General features: G+C 67.1%; 19 protein-coding genes. 10 read left to right on the top strand and 9 right to left on the bottom strand.

Annotated features, from left to right (window positions below; all coding sequences use genetic code 11):
* From QSJ95_RS05100 to QSJ95_RS05060, 9 genes are all read left to right on the top strand, one after another.
* On the top strand, window positions 1-192 hold the full coding sequence (locus QSJ95_RS05100; protein ID WP_009615231.1) for a hypothetical protein: 192 nt from the start codon (window positions 1-3) through the stop codon (window positions 190-192).
* Between the two features lie 3 nt (window positions 193-195).
* A complete protein-coding gene (locus QSJ95_RS05095; protein WP_285640567.1) occupies window positions 196-801 on the top strand; it encodes an ATPase in 606 nt (201 codons plus the stop codon).
* 66 nt (window positions 802-867) lie between these two features.
* Window positions 868-2,007: a homoserine O-succinyltransferase MetX gene (metX, locus tag QSJ95_RS05090; RefSeq protein WP_043269509.1), complete on the top strand. Its 1,140-nt coding sequence runs from the start codon at window positions 868-870 to the stop codon at window positions 2,005-2,007.
* Between the two features lie 9 nt (window positions 2,008-2,016).
* Complete coding sequence (metW, locus tag QSJ95_RS05085; protein WP_043269511.1) at window positions 2,017-2,637, top strand: methionine biosynthesis protein MetW; 621 nt, start codon at window positions 2,017-2,019, stop codon at window positions 2,635-2,637.
* Between the two features lie 35 nt (window positions 2,638-2,672).
* Complete coding sequence (locus QSJ95_RS05080) at window positions 2,673-3,095, top strand: DUF4426 domain-containing protein (RefSeq protein WP_009615227.1); 423 nt, start codon at window positions 2,673-2,675, stop codon at window positions 3,093-3,095.
* Window positions 3,092-3,685, top strand: coding sequence for an RdgB/HAM1 family non-canonical purine NTP pyrophosphatase (gene rdgB, locus QSJ95_RS05075; RefSeq protein ID WP_009615226.1), 594 nt, complete (start codon window positions 3,092-3,094; stop codon window positions 3,683-3,685). The genes QSJ95_RS05080 and rdgB overlap by 4 nt, the downstream gene beginning before the upstream one ends.
* Entirely contained in the window at window positions 3,682-4,878 is a 1,197-nt protein-coding gene (gene hemW, locus QSJ95_RS05070; protein ID WP_064581749.1) for a radical SAM family heme chaperone HemW, read from the top strand. The genes rdgB and hemW overlap by 4 nt, the downstream gene beginning before the upstream one ends.
* Before the next feature lie 60 nt (window positions 4,879-4,938).
* Window positions 4,939-5,262, top strand: coding sequence for a DUF3392 domain-containing protein (locus tag QSJ95_RS05065; RefSeq protein ID WP_009615221.1), 324 nt, complete (start codon window positions 4,939-4,941; stop codon window positions 5,260-5,262).
* Window positions 5,263-5,307: 45 nt separating this feature from the next.
* Window positions 5,308-5,562 carry a hypothetical protein gene (locus tag QSJ95_RS05060; RefSeq protein WP_009615219.1) on the top strand — a complete coding sequence of 85 codons (255 nt, stop codon included), beginning with the start codon at window positions 5,308-5,310 and terminating at the stop codon, window positions 5,560-5,562.
* Window positions 5,563-5,971: 409 nt separating this feature from the next.
* On the opposite strand, the gene trmB is transcribed toward QSJ95_RS05060, so the two are convergent.
* The 4 genes from trmB to QSJ95_RS05040 form a co-directional block, all read right to left on the bottom strand.
* Window positions 5,972-6,643 carry a tRNA (guanosine(46)-N7)-methyltransferase TrmB gene (gene trmB / locus QSJ95_RS05055; protein ID WP_285640876.1) on the bottom strand — a complete coding sequence of 224 codons (672 nt, stop codon included), beginning with the start codon at window positions 6,641-6,643 and terminating at the stop codon, window positions 5,972-5,974.
* Window positions 6,644-6,781: 138 nt separating this feature from the next.
* Complete coding sequence (locus QSJ95_RS05050; RefSeq protein WP_009615215.1) at window positions 6,782-7,588, bottom strand: thiazole synthase; 807 nt, start codon at window positions 7,586-7,588, stop codon at window positions 6,782-6,784.
* A gap of 57 nt (window positions 7,589-7,645) precedes the next feature.
* The gene (thiS, locus tag QSJ95_RS05045) at window positions 7,646-7,846 is read right to left on the bottom strand and encodes a sulfur carrier protein ThiS (RefSeq protein ID WP_009615213.1); all 201 of its coding nucleotides are present in this window, start codon (window positions 7,844-7,846) and stop codon (window positions 7,646-7,648) included.
* Window positions 7,847-7,947: 101 nt separating this feature from the next.
* The gene (locus QSJ95_RS05040; protein ID WP_043313978.1) at window positions 7,948-8,322 is read right to left on the bottom strand and encodes a DUF423 domain-containing protein; all 375 of its coding nucleotides are present in this window, start codon (window positions 8,320-8,322) and stop codon (window positions 7,948-7,950) included.
* 32 nt (window positions 8,323-8,354) lie between these two features.
* On the opposite strand from QSJ95_RS05040, the gene mtgA reads away from it, so the two are divergent.
* Window positions 8,355-9,080 carry a monofunctional biosynthetic peptidoglycan transglycosylase gene (mtgA, locus tag QSJ95_RS05035; protein ID WP_043300404.1) on the top strand — a complete coding sequence of 242 codons (726 nt, stop codon included), beginning with the start codon at window positions 8,355-8,357 and terminating at the stop codon, window positions 9,078-9,080.
* Between the two features lie 7 nt (window positions 9,081-9,087).
* Here the strand turns inward: mtgA and QSJ95_RS05030 are convergent, their stop codons facing one another.
* The 5 genes from QSJ95_RS05030 to ftsY form a co-directional block, all read right to left on the bottom strand.
* Window positions 9,088-9,690, bottom strand: coding sequence for a hypothetical protein (locus tag QSJ95_RS05030; RefSeq protein WP_043313979.1), 603 nt, complete (start codon window positions 9,688-9,690; stop codon window positions 9,088-9,090).
* 79 nt (window positions 9,691-9,769) lie between these two features.
* Window positions 9,770-10,624 (bottom strand): RNA polymerase sigma factor RpoH, encoded by an 855-nt coding sequence (gene rpoH, locus QSJ95_RS05025; RefSeq protein WP_285640552.1) that lies wholly within the window; start codon window positions 10,622-10,624, stop codon window positions 9,770-9,772.
* Window positions 10,625-10,737: 113 nt separating this feature from the next.
* The gene (gene ftsX / locus QSJ95_RS05020) at window positions 10,738-11,745 is read right to left on the bottom strand and encodes a permease-like cell division protein FtsX (protein WP_009615204.1); all 1,008 of its coding nucleotides are present in this window, start codon (window positions 11,743-11,745) and stop codon (window positions 10,738-10,740) included.
* Window positions 11,745-12,416, bottom strand: coding sequence for a cell division ATP-binding protein FtsE (gene ftsE / locus QSJ95_RS05015; protein WP_009615202.1), 672 nt, complete (start codon window positions 12,414-12,416; stop codon window positions 11,745-11,747). The genes ftsX and ftsE overlap by 1 nt, the downstream gene beginning before the upstream one ends.
* Window positions 12,413-13,843, bottom strand: a complete 1,431-nt coding sequence (ftsY, locus tag QSJ95_RS05010) for a signal recognition particle-docking protein FtsY (protein WP_043313980.1) — start codon at window positions 13,841-13,843, stop codon at window positions 12,413-12,415. Before ftsY ends, ftsE begins: the two co-directional genes overlap by 4 nt.
* Between the last annotated feature and the right edge of the window lie 25 nt (window positions 13,844-13,868).

The following is a 13,868-nucleotide window of genomic DNA, read 5'->3' as shown; positions in this document are numbered from 1 at the left end:
ATGTCGAACTACAACCTGATCTCCAACCCCAACGAACCCAGCGAGGAGCAGTTGTCCGACCTGCTGAGCGAGGTTCGTCAGGCCGCCCGGCAGCGGATATCCCGCGTCGACCAGCAGCTCAGGGCATCGTTGAACGCCGCTTTCGAAGACAGCCGCAAGCGTCGTGACCAGCGCCCCCAGCCCAAAACCTGAAGCATGGAAAAACCCAGGCTGATCGTCTTCGCCGGCCCCAATGGCTCCGGCAAGACCTCCATCACCGAGCAGCTTCGCGAACATCAGTGGCTGGAAGGCTGCATCTTCATCAATCCGGATGAAATCGCCGAACGGGAATTCGGGGGCTGGAATTCCGACGAAGCAGCTATCGAAGCGGCCAACAAGGCCCAGCAACTGCGTGAGAAAGCCTTGGTCGAGGGGACGAGCCTGGCCTTCGAGACGGTGCTTTCCACGGATGACAAACTGGACTTCATCGCTCGGGCCAAGGATGCCGGCTATTTCGTCAGGGTATTTTTCGTCAGCACTACGCACCCAGCCATCAATGCCTCACGCATCACTTTCCGCTATATGGATGGCGGCCACGAAGTGCGCATCAGCAAAATCGTCTCGCGCTACTTCAAATCCATAGTCAATTGCGATGCACTGGCCAATTGGGTGGACCGACTCTACGTGTTCGACAACTCCGTGGATCGACAGGAACCCCGCCCGCTATTCAGAACCCGCGACGGGCGACTTTCCAAATGCTACTGCGATGAATCCGAAACCCCGGAATGGGCGCTGAAAATCCGCCAGAACCTGCCTGGCTGAGCAACCTTGCCCTCTCTGGCCACCCTCTTTAGACTGGCGCCCTCCTTTTATTCATGAGCTGGGTCGATGCCAACAGTCTTCCCCGAAGATTCCGTCGGTCTGGTCTCTCCCCAGACGCTGCACTTCAGCGAACCCCTGGCCCTGGCCAGCGGCAGGACGCTGCCCGAATACCAGCTGGTGATCGAGACCTACGGCGAGCTGAACGCCACGGCGAGCAACGCCGTGCTGATCTGCCATGCGCTTTCCGGCCACCACCACGCCGCCGGCTACAACAGCCCCGACGAGCGCAAGCCGGGCTGGTGGGACAGCTGCATCGGCCCGGGCAAGGCCATCGACACCCGCAAGTTCTTCGTGGTCGCGCTGAACAACCTCGGCGGCTGCAACGGCTCCACCGGCCCCACCAGCCTCGATCCGGAGACCGGGCGCATCTACGGCTCCGATTTTCCGGTGGTCACCGTGGAAGACTGGGTCAACAGCCAGGCGCGCCTGGCCGACCGCCTGGGCATCAATCAGTGGGCCGCCGTGGTCGGCGGCAGCCTGGGCGGCATGCAGGCGCTGCAGTGGACCATCAGCTACCCCGAGCGCGTGCGCCACTGCCTGTGCATCGCCAGCGCGCCCAAGCTCTCTGCGCAGAACATCGCCTTCAACGAAGTGGCGCGCCAGGCCATCCTCTCGGACCCGGAGTTCCTCGGCGGCCACTTCCAGGAACAGGGCGTGATCCCGCGCCACGGCCTGCGCCTGGCGCGCATGGTCGGGCACATCACCTACCTGTCCGATGACGCCATGGGCGAGAAATTCGGCCGCGACCGCAAGGCCGAGAAGCTCAACTACGACCTCTACAACGTCGAATTCCAGGTCGAGAGCTACCTGCGCTACCAGGGCGAGGAATTCTCCACCCGCTTCGACGCCAACACCTACCTGCTGATGACCAAGGCGCTGGACTATTTCGACCCGGCCTCCGCCCACGACGGCGACCTGGTGCGCACCCTGGCCGGGGTGAAGGCGGACTTCTGCCTGATGTCCTTCACCACCGACTGGCGCTTCTCCCCGGCGCGCTCGCGGGAGATCGTCGACGCCCTGATCGCGGCGAAGAAGAACGTCTGCTACCTGGAGATCGACGCACCCCAGGGCCACGACGCCTTCCTCATGCCGATCCCCCGCTACCTGCAGGCCTTCAGCGCCTACATGAACCGCATCAGCGTATAAGGAAGCCCCATGCGCGCCGACCTGGACATCATCCAAGACTGGATCCCCGCCGGCAGCCGGGTGCTCGACCTGGGCTGCGGCGACGGCGAACTGCTCGCCTGGCTGGCCGAGCACAAGCAGGTCACCGGCTACGGACTGGAAATCGATGGCGAAAACATCGCCAGATGCGTCGAACGTGGCGTTAACGTCATCGAGCAGGACCTGGACAAGGGCCTCGGCAGCTTCGCCAGCAACAGCTTCGACGTGGTGGTCATGACCCAGGCCCTGCAGGCCGTGCACTACCCGGACAGAATCCTCGAAGAGATGCTCCGCGTCGGCCGCACCTGCATCATCACCTTCCCCAACTTCGGCCACTGGCGCTGCCGCTGGTACTTGGCGCGCAACGGCCGCATGCCGGTGTCGGAATTCCTCCCCTACACCTGGTACAACACGCCGAACATCCACTTCTGCACCTTCAAGGACTTCGAGGCGCTGTGCCGCGAGAAGCGCCTGCGGGTGCTCGACCGCCTGGCGGTGGATCGTGACCACCGTCATCGCTGGTCGTGCCGAGTTTGGCCTAATCTGTTGGGTGAAATCGGCATCTACCGGGTCAGCGGTCCAAGCCTGCCGGACCACCGCATCGCCGTCTGAACCGCCCGGGGCCCCGAACCCAGGAGAAGAAAACCATGCGCCGCCTAGCCTCCCTGCTGTTCTGCCTGTTCCTGGCACTGCCGGCCTTCGCCGAGCAGGCCACCACGCTGGGGGACCTCAAGGTCCACTACAGCGTCTACAACTCCAGCTTCCTCCAACCCAAGGTCGCCGCGGCCGTCGGCGTGGTACGCAGCAAGGCCCAGGGCGTGGTCAACATCGTGCCGCTGGACGCCAGCGGCAAGCCGGCCCAGGTCACCGTCTCCGGCACCGCCAAGAACCTCATGGGCCAGCCGATCCCGCTGACCTTCAAGCGCGTGGTGGAAGAAGGCGCGGTCTACCACATCGCCCAGTTCCCCATCGAAGGCCGTGACACCCTGACCTTCGACATCCAGGTACAGAAAGGCTCCGAAGCCCCGCAAAGCTTCGAGTTCCTCCAGGAAATCTACCCAGACGAATGATCAAGCTCGAACAACTGGTGCTGGCCAGTCACAACGCCGGCAAACTCAAGGAACTCCAGGCCATGCTGGGCGCCCACGTGAAGGTGCGCTCGATCGGCGAGTTCAGCGACGTGGAGCCGGAGGAAACCGGCCTGTCCTTCGTCGAGAACGCCATCCTCAAGGCGCGCAACGCCGCGCGCATCTCCGGGTTGCCGGCGCTGGCCGACGACTCGGGCCTGGCGGTGGACTACCTCGGCGGCGCGCCGGGCATCTACTCCGCGCGCTACGCCGACGGCAAGGGTGATGCGGCGAACAACGCCAAGCTGCTGGACGCCCTGCAGGGCGTGCCGGACGACCAGCGCGGCGCGCAGTTCGTCAGCGTCCTGGCCCTGGTGCGGCATGCCGACGACCCGTTGCCGATCCTCTGCGAAGGCATCTGGGAAGGCAGCATCCTCCACGAGGCCCGCGGCGAGCACGGCTTCGGCTACGACCCGCTGTTCTGGGTGCCGGAAAGCGGCTGCTCCAGCGCCGAACTGCCCCCCGAGCAGAAGAACCGCCTGAGCCACCGCGCCCGCGCCATGGCCCTGCTGAAGCAGCGGTTGGGGTTATGAAAGCAGCTGAAAGCTCGAAGCTCGAAGCTGAAAGCCACCAGCTTCCAGCTTCCGGCTTTCAGCTCCCGCCCCTGTCGGCCTACATCCATATCCCCTGGTGCGTGCGCAAATGCCCGTACTGCGACTTCAATTCCCACGCCGCCGGCCCGGAGCTGCCCGAGGACGCCTACGTCCAGGCGCTGCTGGCCGACCTGGCGGCTGACCGGCAGCACGTCCACGGCCGCAAGCTGACCTCGATCTTCTTCGGCGGCGGCACGCCCAGCCTGTTCTCCGCCAGTGCCTTGGGGCGCATCCTCGAAGGCCTGGAGCGCGAAGTCGGTTTCGAAAACGACATCGAAATCACCCTGGAGGCCAACCCCGGCACCTTCGAACAGGCCAAATTCGCCGACTACCGGGCCCTGGGCATCAACCGCCTGTCCATCGGCGTGCAGAGCTTCCAGGCCGATAAGCTCAAGGCCCTGGGGCGCATCCACGACGGCGACGAGGCGGTGCGCGCGGCGGACATGGCGCGCCGCGCCGGCTTCGACAACTTCAACCTCGACCTGATGCACGGCCTGCCCGAGCAGAGCGTGGCCGACGCCCTGGCCGACCTGGAGCAGGCCATCGCCCTGGCCCCGACGCACCTGTCCTGGTACCAGCTGACCATGGAGCCGAACACGGTGTTCTGGAGCCAGCCGCCGGAACTGCCGGAAGACGACGCCCTCTGGGAAATCCAGGAAGCCGGCCAGGCCCGGCTAGCGCAGGCCGGCTACGTCCAGTACGAGACTTCGGCCTACGCCCGCGACGGCCTGCGCGCCCGGCACAACCTCAACTACTGGACCTTCGGCGACTTCCTCGGCATCGGCGCCGGCGCCCACGCCAAGCTCAGCAGCCCCGAAGGCCGCATTCTGCGCACCTGGAAGACGCGCCTGCCGAAGGACTACCTGAACCCGGCCAAGGCCTTCCAGGCCGGAGAGCGGGTGCTGGAAGCGGCCGACCTGCCCTTCGAGTTCATGATGAACGCCCTGCGCCTGGTGGACGGCGTCCCGGCAGAGCTGTTCGAGCAGCGCACCGGCCTGCCGCTGCAAGCCATCGCCGAAGCCTGCCGCGAAGCCCGCGCCCAGGGCTTGCTGGCCGAAGACGAAGAGCGCCTGCGACCGTCCGAGCGCGGCCAACTGTTCCTCAACGACCTGCTGCAGCAGTTCCTGCCTTAACCAAGCCCGCCGGGGGACGTGTAAACTCCCCCGTCGACCGCCCCCGACCAAGGAGCCTGCATGGACTTCGCCCTCGACCTGATCGCCAGCGCCTCCCGCTGGAGCCGCAGCCATCTGTCCGATATCGCCCTGGCGATCATGGCCACCCTGCTGGTGCTGTTCGGCCCGGCGATCAACGCCTGGGTGCAGCAGCGCATCGGCAGCCTCAACTTCGTCTTCCGCACCCTGCTGTTCGTGCTCATCTGCGCCGTGGGCTACGGCCTGGCCATGGTTTTCGTCACCCCCTGGGTGGCCCACGGCCTGAACTACTTCAACAACTACACCCTGGCGCCGGTGCTGCTGTTGCTGTTCTTCATCATCGGCATGATCGCCGACCGCAGCTGACTGCTAGTGTTTCCCCAGTAGCCAACGCGCAGCTGGGGAAACACCATGAAACCGATCAAGCACCTGTACCTGCACTTCGTCGACGGCCAGCGCCTGGCGCTGCGCTTCCCGCAACAGAGCGAGGACCCGGTGGAAGTGGCGCAGGGCATCCGCAAACAGCTGGAGTCGCCTTGCCTGAGCATCGAGGTGGACGGCGATCTGCTGCTGATCCCGCGCAGCAGCATCAAGTACCTGCAGATCACCCCGGCGCCGCTGAGCCTGCCGGACATCACCGTGGTCGGCGCCGAGCTGATCGACTGATTCCGGGGTAGGAGCGCGCCCTGCGCGCGATTCGCGGGCAGGGCCCGCTCCTACAGGGGCAGGGGAATGCCCTCGTAGGATGGGTTGAGCGAAGCGATACCCATCACCGCGGCCGCATGGGTTTCGCAGGCTCAACCCATCCTACGAAGAGCACCTCGGCGCAGTCGACACGCTGTCGCCCCGCCCACGCCATTGCCATGTAGGAGCGCGCCCTGCGCGCGATATCGCGGGCAGGGCCCGCTCCTACAGGGGCAGGGGAACGCCCTCGTAGGATGGGTTGAGCGAAGCGATACCCATCACCACGGCCGCATGGGTTTCGCAGGCTCAACCCATCCTACGAAAAGCATTGCGGCGCAGTCGACACGCGCCGCCCCACCCACGCCATTCCCATATAGGACGTTTCGATGGCTCAATCGACGCGCTGGAACTTCAGGTCCCAGACGCCATGGCCCAGGCGCTCGCCGCGGCGTTCGAACTTGGTCACCGGGCGCTCTTCCGGGCGCGGCACGTAGGTGTTGTCCGGGGACAGGTTGCGGTAGCCGGGCGCGGCGTTCATCACTTCCAGCATGTGCTCGGCGTACTGTTCCCAGTCGGTGGCCATGTGCAGGACGCCGCCGACCTTCAGCTTGCTGCGCACCAGCTCCGCCCAGGCCGGCTGGACGATGCGGCGCTTGTGGTGGCGCGCCTTGTGCCAGGGGTCGGGGAAGAACAGCAGAACGCGGTCCAGGCTGGCGTCGGCCACGCAGTCGCGCAGCACTTCAAGGGCGTCGCAGCTGTAGACGCGGATGTTGGTCAGGTTCTGCGTCAGCATGCCGTTGAGCAGCGCGCCCACGCCCGGGCGGTGCACTTCGACGCCGATGAAGTCCTGGTCCGGCGCCGCGGCGGCCATCTCCAGGGTGGCGTGGCCCATGCCGAAGCCGATCTCGAAGGTGCGCGGGGCCTTGCGCCCGAACACCTGGTCGAAGTCGCGCAGGCCGTCGACCAGTTCCAGGCCGAAGCGCGGCCAGCCCTGGTCGAGGCCGCGCTGCTGGCCTTCGGTCATGCGCCCGGCGCGCATCACGAAGCTCTTGATGGTGCGCATCGGCCGGTCGGTGGCCTGCTCGGCCTGGGGCTGCTGGGTATCGCTCATGTTCGGACCTTGGAAAAAACGGGGCAGTGAAAGTGACGACGGGCCGGCCCGCGCTTGGCGAACCGGCCCGCTCGGGGCGCCGCGCCGGGATCAGCCGATCAGGCCGCTCATCGGCGAGGAGGCGCTGGCGTACAGTTTGCGCGGCATGCGCCCGGCCAGGTAGGCCAGGCGACCGGCGACGATGGCGTGCTTCATGGCCTCGGCCATCATCACCGGGTTCTGCGCGTGGGCGATGGCGGTGTTCATCAGCACCGCCTCGCAGCCCAGTTCCATGGCGATGGTGGCGTCGGAAGCGGTGCCTACGCCGGCGTCGACCAGCACCGGCACCGTGGCCTCTTCGAGGATGATACGCAGGTTGTAGGGGTTGCAGATGCCCAGGCCGGAGCCGATCAGGCCGGCCAGCGGCATCACCGCGATGCAGCCCATCTCGGCCAACTGGCGGGCGATGATCGGATCGTCGCTGGTATACACCATCACGTCGAAGCCGTCCTTGACCAGCACTTCGGCGGCCTTGAGGGTTTCCACGACGTTGGGGAACAGCGTCTTCTGGTCCGCCAGCACTTCCAACTTGACCAGGTTGTGGCCGTCCAGCAGCTCGCGGGCCAGGCGGCAGGTGCGCACCGCTTCCACGGCGTCGTAGCAACCGGCGGTGTTCGGCAGGATGGTGTAGCGGTCCGGCGGGATCACGTCGAGCAGGTTGGGCTCGTCGGGGTTCTGGCCGATGTTGGTGCGGCGTACCGCCACCGTGACGATCTGCGCGCCGGAGGCCTCGATGGCGCGGCGCGTCTCGTCGAGATCCTGGTACTTGCCGGTGCCGACCAGCAGGCGCGATTCATAGGTGCGCCCGGCGAGGGTGAAAGGCTTGTCGACCGGCAGGGTGGAAGAGGCTTGGCTCATCGGATCTTTCCTCAGCAAAAGCGGGTGGGGCGGGGCCTGAATCGGGGAAGCGACGGCCTAGCCGCCGCCGATGGCGTGCACCACCTCCACCTGGTCGCCCTCCTTGAGGGCGGTGGCGGCGTGCTGGCTGCGCGGCACTATGTCCAGGTTCAGTTCGACCGCGACGCGGCGCCCGCCCAGTTCCAGGCGTTCGAGCAGGTGGGCCACGCTCTGGCCGTCGGGCAGCTCGTAGGGTTCGCCGTTCAACTGGATACGCATGGGCAGCACCGTCGCGATTGGAGGGGGTGGGCATTCTAGCCCGAGAGCCGGCGATGACCAAGGCGCAAGCGGGCCATCGGCCGGCGATTCTGACGTCCGGGTCAGCCCGCCAGCCTCCAGGCCGCCAGGCCCAGGCACAGCCAGCCGGCGAGGAAGCAGACGCCGCCGATGGGCGTGATGGCGCCGAGCACCGGGGTGGACGTCAGGGTCAGCAGGTAGAGGCTGCCGGAGAAGATCAGGATGCCGGCGACGAAGAACCCGCCGGCGATGCCCACCAGGCGGCCGCCCAGGTGCGCCGACAGCAGCGCCACGCCGAACAGGACCAGGGCATGGAGCATCTGGTAATGCACGCCGGTCTGGAAGATCGCCAGGTAGTCGGCGCTCAGGCGGCTCTTCAGGCCGTGGGCGGCGAAAGCGCCGAGAGCTACGCCGGTGAAACCGAAGAAGGCGGCGAACAGCAGGAAGGTACGCAACATGGGAAACTCCCCGATAGGTCAGGGCCGTTATAATGACGCGCACTATCGCCCGGGCAAACCCCAGCATGCGCAACCTACTCCGCCGCCTGTTCAAGTTCCTCGTCTATTTCGCCCTGGGCAGTGTGGCCGTGGTCGTCGTCCTGCGCTGGGTGCCGCCGCCGGGCAGCATGCTGATGGTCGAGCGCAAAGTGCAGTCCTGGTTCAACGGCCAGCCCATCGACCTGCAGCGCGACTGGCGCAGCTGGGACGCGATTTCCGACAACCTCAAGGTGGCGGTCATCGCCGGCGAGGACCAGAAGTTCGCCGAGCACCACGGCTTCGACCTGCCGGCCATCGAGCAGGCCCTGGCCCACAACGGCCGTGGCAAGAGCCTCCGCGGCGCCAGCACCATCAGCCAGCAGACCGCCAAGAACCTGTTCCTCTGGTCCGGCCGCAGTTGGCTGCGCAAGGGCCTGGAAGCCTGGTTCACGGTGCTGCTGGAGACCTTGTGGCCGAAGCAGCGCATCCTCGAGGTCTACCTGAACAGCGCCGAGTGGGACGACGGCGTGTTCGGCGCCCAGGCCGCCGCGCGCCACCACTTCGGCGTCGACGCCAGCCGCCTGTCGGCGCAGCAGGCCGCGCAGCTCGCCGCGGTGCTGCCCAACCCCCGCCAGTGGAGCGCCGCGCGCCCCAGCGGCTACGTGCGCCAGCGCGCCGCCTGGATTCGCCAGCAGATGTGGCAGCTCGGCGGCCCCGATTACTTGGAGCGCCTGCGCTGAGCCACGCTCAGTGCGCCAGGCTCTCCCGCGGCACCACCTGCAGCCAGACCAGCTCGCCATTGCGGTGCAGCAGCGTCAGGCCGCGCTCGGGGTAGATCCAGGCCTCGCCGCCGTCGGTCTGCAAACGCAGGCGCGGCGGGCCAAAGCTGGCCACCAGGCGGCCGACGCTCAGCGTCTGGCTGGGCGCCAGCAGCACCGAGGCCACCGTCTGCCGGCGCAGCTGTTCCAACATGGCGTCGCTGAGCGGCTGGTCGGGCGCACCCGGCGCTATGCCCGTGGCCTTCTGCAGGCTGCTGCGTTCTTCGTCGCTCAGCACCAGCTCGGCCTCCATGCGCCAGGGCCCGTCGGGCGTGCCCAGGGTGCCGCGGTAACTCAGCTGGGCGCCCTGCTGGTCGCGGGTCAGCCACAGCGCGCCCTCCTGCCAGCTGTGCAACTGGCCGAGGTCCAGGGTGCCGTCGGCCAGGGGGCCGAACACCTCGCGCTGCCAGTCCTCCAGCCAGGCCGGGGGCGGCAGCGGCGCTGTGGAGCGCGCCACCCACAGGCCGGCGGCGAAGGCCAGCAGGGCGAAGGCGAGGATCAGCAGGCCATGGGCCGGGCGTAGTCGGGGCATCGGGTCTCCGGGCATTCGCGGGCAGAAAAAAACCGCACCCCGAGGGGTGCGGTCTTCAGTCTAGCGGTGCAGCGGGCGCTTATGCCTCGATGCGCCCCTTGAGCTTGTTCATCGCGTTCTTTTCCAACTGACGGATGCGCTCGGCGGACACGTTGTACTTGGCCGCCAGGTCGTGCAGCGTCGCCTTCTCCTCGGCCAGCCAGCGCTGGTGGAGGATGTCGCGGCTGCGCTCGTCCAGGCCTTCCAGCGCCTCGTGCAGGCTGGCGGTGGAGCTGTCGCTCCAGTCCGCTTCCTCCAACTGGCGCGCCGGGTCGTAGCGATGGTCTTCCAGGTAGTGCGCCGGCGACTGGTAGGCGCTATCGTCGTCGGCGTCGGCCGCCGGGTCGAAGGCCATGTCCTGGCCGCTCAGGCGGCTTTCCATCTCGCGCACTTCCCGGGCTTCCACGCCCAGGCTCTCGGCGACGCGTTCGACTTCGTCGTTGCTCAGCCAGGCCAGACGCTTCTTCTGGCTGCGCAGGTTGAAGAACAGCTTGCGCTGCGCCTTGGTGGTGGCGACCTTGACGATCCGCCAGTTGCGCAGGATGAACTCGTGGATTTCCGCCTTGATCCAATGCACGGCGAAGGACACCAGACGCACACCCATTTCCGGGTTGAAGCGTTTCACGGCCTTCATCAGGCCGACGTTGCCCTCCTGGATCAGATCGGCCTGGGCCAGGCCGTACCCGGAATAACTCCGGGCGATGTGCACGACGAAGCGCAGGTGCGCCAGCACCATTTGCCGTGCCGCTTCCAGATCTTGCTGATAGAAGAGGCGTTCGGCCAGTTCGCGCTCCCGCTCCGGCGTCAACAGCGGGATGCTGTTCACCGAGTGCACGTAGGCTTCCAGGTTCGCGCCGGGAGCCAGGGCATAGACAGGTTGCAAAGAAGTGGTCATGCGAATCCTCCGATTCACGAAACTCGCGCAGTGTAGCACTGAGCGATCTGACTGCAAGCGGGTGTAAAAGTTCCTTTACAGCCTTGAAGAAAACCGGGCAAATCAGTCGTTTGTCAGCGCGGCGCCAGCTCCCGCAGGTGCCGCGCCACGGCCAGCCAGGCGCCGATCCAGCCCAGCAGCACCGCGCCTATGGTCAGCGACAGGCCGTCGTTCAAGGGCACGCCGGCCAGGGTGAAATCGCTGCCGTAGAGGCCGGCCAGGTTGACCACCGAGGCGTTCAGCCAGTTCAGCCCGAACTCCAGCAGGGCCCAGGACAGGATGCCGGCGCCCAGGCCGTAGAGCGCGCCCATATAAAGGAAGGGCCGACGCACGTAGCCGTCGGTCCCGCCGACCAGCTTGATCACTTCGATTTCGTTACGGCGGTTTTCGATGTGCAGACGAATGGTATTGCCGATCACCAGCAGCAGGGTCAGCACCAGCACCACGGTCAGGCCGAAGACGAAGCGGTCGCCCAGCTTGAGGATGGCCGACAGCCGCTCGACCCACACCAGGTCCAGTTGCGCCTGTTGTACACCCGGCAGCTCGGCCAGGCGTTGACGCAGGGCATCGAGCTGGTTGCGGTCGACCTGCTTGGGCGTCACCGAGATCACCGCCGGCAACGGGTTCTCCGGCAGCTCCTTGAGCGCCTCGCCCAGGCCGGACTGTTCCTGCAGCTCTTTCAGCGCATCCTCGCGGCTGATCAGCTGCGCCTCGATCACGTCGGGCATGCGCTCGATCTGTTCGCGCAGGTCCTGGCCCTGGCTCTCGCTGGTCTTCAGGTCCAGGTACAGGGAAATCTGCGCCGCGCGCTGCCAGGAGCCGCCCAGCCGCTCGACGTTGCCCAGCAGCAGCGACAGGCCCATGGGCAGGCTCAGGGTGATGCCCATCACCAGGCAGGTGAAGAAGCTGCCGAAGGGGTGGCCGAACATCCGCTTGAGGCTGTCCACCAGGCTGGCGCGGTGGCTTTCGCCGTAGGCGCTGAACAGCTGGCCCCAGTCGGTGGATTCCTTCTCCACGCGCTCGCGGCTCTTCTTCGGCTGCGTGCCCTCTTCCGGAGCGTGCGGCAGTTGCTGATCGTTCATCAGGCCTCCTCCTCGCGGTCCGCGATGATCCGCCCGCGCTGCAGGGTGATCATCCGATGGCGCATGCGCGCGATCAGCGCCAGGTCGTGGCTGGCGATCAGCACGGTGGTGCCGAGGCGGTTGATGTCCTCGAACACGCCCATGATCTCCGAGGCCAGGCGCGGGTCGAGGTTGCCGGTGGGCTCGTCGGCGAGCAGCAGGGCCGGGCGGTGCACCACCGCGCGGGCGATGCCGACGCGCTGCTGCTGGCCGGTGGAGAGGTCCGACGGCAGGTCCTCGGCCTTTTCCTTGAGGCTCACGCGGTCGAGCGCCGCTTCCACCCGCTGGGCGATCTCCGCCTTGGGCAGGCCGAGGATCTGCAGCGGCAGGGCGACGTTGTCGAACACCGTGCGGTCGTTGAGCAGTTGGTGGTTCTGGAACACCACGCCGATCTGCCGGCGCAGGAAGGGAATCTGCGCGGTGGTGATGCGCGCCAGGTCCTGGCCGCCGAGCAGCAGCTTGCCGGAGGTCGGCCGCTCCATCGCCAGGATCAGCCGCAGCAGGGTGCTCTTGCCGGCGCCGGAATGGCCGGTGACGAAGAGGATCTCGCCGCGATGGATGCGGAACGAAGCGTCATGCAGGCCGACGTGGCCGTTGGGATAGCGTTTGCCGACCTGCTCGAAGCGGATCATGCGGTCTCCCGGGTCTCGAACAATGCACGGACGAAAGCGTCGGCCTCGAAGGTGCGCAGATCGTCGATCCCTTCGCCGACGCCGATGTAGCGGATAGGCAGGCCGAACTGCTTGGCCAGGGCGAAGATCACCCCGCCCTTGGCGGTGCCGTCCAGTTTGGTCAGGGCCAGGCCGGTGAGTTCCACGGCGTTGTTGAACTGCTTGGCCTGGTTGATGGCGTTCTGCCCGGTGCCGGCGTCGAGCACCAGCAGGACTTCGTGGGGAGCCGTGTCGTCCAGCTTGCCGATGACCCGGCGCACCTTCTTCAGCTCCTCCATCAGGTTGTCCTTGGTGTGCAGGCGCCCGGCGGTGTCGGCGATCAGCACGTCGACGCCACGGGCCTTGGCGGCCTGCACGGCGTCGAAGATCACCGAGGCCGAGTCGGCGCCGGTGTGCTGGGCGATCACCGCGATGTTGTTGCGCTCGCCCCATACCTGCAGCTGTTCAACGGCGGCGGCGCGGAAGGTGTCGCCGGCGGCCAGCATGACCTTCTTGCCGTCCATCTGCAGCTTCTTCGCCAGCTTGCCGATGGTGGTGGTCTTGCCCACGCCGTTCACCCCGACCACGAGGATCACGTAGGGCTGCTTGCCGGCCGCGATGGCCAGCGGTTGTTCCACCGGGCGCAGCAGGCCGGCCAGTTCTTCCTGCAGGGCCTTGTACAGCGCTTCGCTGTCGGCCAGTTCCTTGCGCGCCACGCGCCTGGTCAGGTTCTGCACGATGGCGGTGGTGGCCTCGACGCCGACGTCGGCGGTCAGCAGGCGCGTCTCGATCTCGTCGAGCAGGTCGTCGTCGATAGCCTTCTTGCCCAGGAACAGGCTGGCCATGCCCTCGCCGAGGCTGGCGCTGGTCTTCGACAGGCCCTGCTTGAGGCGGGCGAAGAAACCGAGCTTGGCTGCTTCGGTCGGAGCGGCGGGCTTCTCGACGGCGACGGGCGCGGGCTCGGCGGCTGCCGGCAGCTCCGCAATCGGAGCCGGAGCCGGGACAGGCTCGACCACGGGCGCGGCGGGGACGACTGGCGCGGCCGCTTCCACCGGGGGCTGCGGCTCGACGGGCGCTTGCGGCTCGGCCGGGCGAACAGGCTCCAGCGGCTCGGCCGGCACGCTTTCGGCCTGCGGCGCCGGCGCCAACGGCTCGGCAGGGGCCACGGGCAGCGGCGTGCTCAGCTCGTCGACGGGGGCCGGACGGGGCGCGTCGGCCGCCGGGGCCGCCGGGGCCGCCGCGGGCTGCTCAGGCTGCGCCGGGCTTTCCGCCGGCTGCGCGGCAGCCGCCTCGGCCTCGGGGGCTGGCGCTACGGTTTCTTCGGCCTGGGGTTTCTTGCGGAACCAGCTGAACAGGCCTTTCTTCTCCCCGCCCTGCGGGGCCTTCTTGTCGTCGTTGGAACCAAACATGAATGGCTTGCATCTCAAGGGAGCG

Source organism: Pseudomonas sp. NBRC 100443, from assembly GCF_030268185.1.
GTDB lineage: Bacteria > Pseudomonadota > Gammaproteobacteria > Pseudomonadales > Pseudomonadaceae > Pseudomonas > Pseudomonas citronellolis.
Note: the sequence above shows the minus strand (reverse complement) of the source record. Positions and strands in the feature narration are given on the sequence as shown.

Excerpts from the sequence above, each read along its gene's own strand:
- rpoH (WP_285640552.1), bottom strand. The coding sequence starts at position 10,624 with ATGACCACTTCTTTGCAACCTGTCTATGCCCTGGCTCCCGGCGCGAAC.
- ftsX (WP_009615204.1), bottom strand. The coding sequence starts at position 11,745 with ATGAACGATCAGCAACTGCCGCACGCTCCGGAAGAGGGCACGCAGCCG.
- thiS (WP_009615213.1), bottom strand. The coding sequence starts at position 7,846 with ATGCGTATCCAGTTGAACGGCGAACCCTACGAGCTGCCCGACGGCCAG.
- QSJ95_RS05080 (WP_009615227.1), top strand. The coding sequence starts at position 2,673 with ATGCGCCGCCTAGCCTCCCTGCTGTTCTGCCTGTTCCTGGCACTGCCG.
- ftsE (WP_009615202.1), bottom strand. The coding sequence starts at position 12,416 with ATGATCCGCTTCGAGCAGGTCGGCAAACGCTATCCCAACGGCCACGTC.
- rdgB (WP_009615226.1), top strand. The coding sequence starts at position 3,092 with ATGATCAAGCTCGAACAACTGGTGCTGGCCAGTCACAACGCCGGCAAA.
- trmB (WP_285640876.1), bottom strand. The coding sequence starts at position 6,643 with ATGCGCACCATCAAGAGCTTCGTGATGCGCGCCGGGCGCATGACCGAA.
- metW (WP_043269511.1), top strand. The coding sequence starts at position 2,017 with ATGCGCGCCGACCTGGACATCATCCAAGACTGGATCCCCGCCGGCAGC.
- QSJ95_RS05095 (WP_285640567.1), top strand. The coding sequence starts at position 196 with ATGGAAAAACCCAGGCTGATCGTCTTCGCCGGCCCCAATGGCTCCGGC.
- metX (WP_043269509.1), top strand. The coding sequence starts at position 868 with ATGCCAACAGTCTTCCCCGAAGATTCCGTCGGTCTGGTCTCTCCCCAG.
- QSJ95_RS05050 (WP_009615215.1), bottom strand. The coding sequence starts at position 7,588 with ATGAGCCAAGCCTCTTCCACCCTGCCGGTCGACAAGCCTTTCACCCTC.
- QSJ95_RS05040 (WP_043313978.1), bottom strand. The coding sequence starts at position 8,322 with ATGTTGCGTACCTTCCTGCTGTTCGCCGCCTTCTTCGGTTTCACCGGC.
- QSJ95_RS05100 (WP_009615231.1), top strand. The coding sequence starts at position 1 with ATGTCGAACTACAACCTGATCTCCAACCCCAACGAACCCAGCGAGGAG.
- QSJ95_RS05030 (WP_043313979.1), bottom strand. The coding sequence starts at position 9,690 with ATGCCCCGACTACGCCCGGCCCATGGCCTGCTGATCCTCGCCTTCGCC.
- QSJ95_RS05065 (WP_009615221.1), top strand. The coding sequence starts at position 4,939 with ATGGACTTCGCCCTCGACCTGATCGCCAGCGCCTCCCGCTGGAGCCGC.
- hemW (WP_064581749.1), top strand. The coding sequence starts at position 3,682 with ATGAAAGCAGCTGAAAGCTCGAAGCTCGAAGCTGAAAGCCACCAGCTT.
- QSJ95_RS05060 (WP_009615219.1), top strand. The coding sequence starts at position 5,308 with ATGAAACCGATCAAGCACCTGTACCTGCACTTCGTCGACGGCCAGCGC.
- mtgA (WP_043300404.1), top strand. The coding sequence starts at position 8,355 with ATGACGCGCACTATCGCCCGGGCAAACCCCAGCATGCGCAACCTACTC.
- ftsY (WP_043313980.1), bottom strand. The coding sequence starts at position 13,843 with ATGTTTGGTTCCAACGACGACAAGAAGGCCCCGCAGGGCGGGGAGAAG.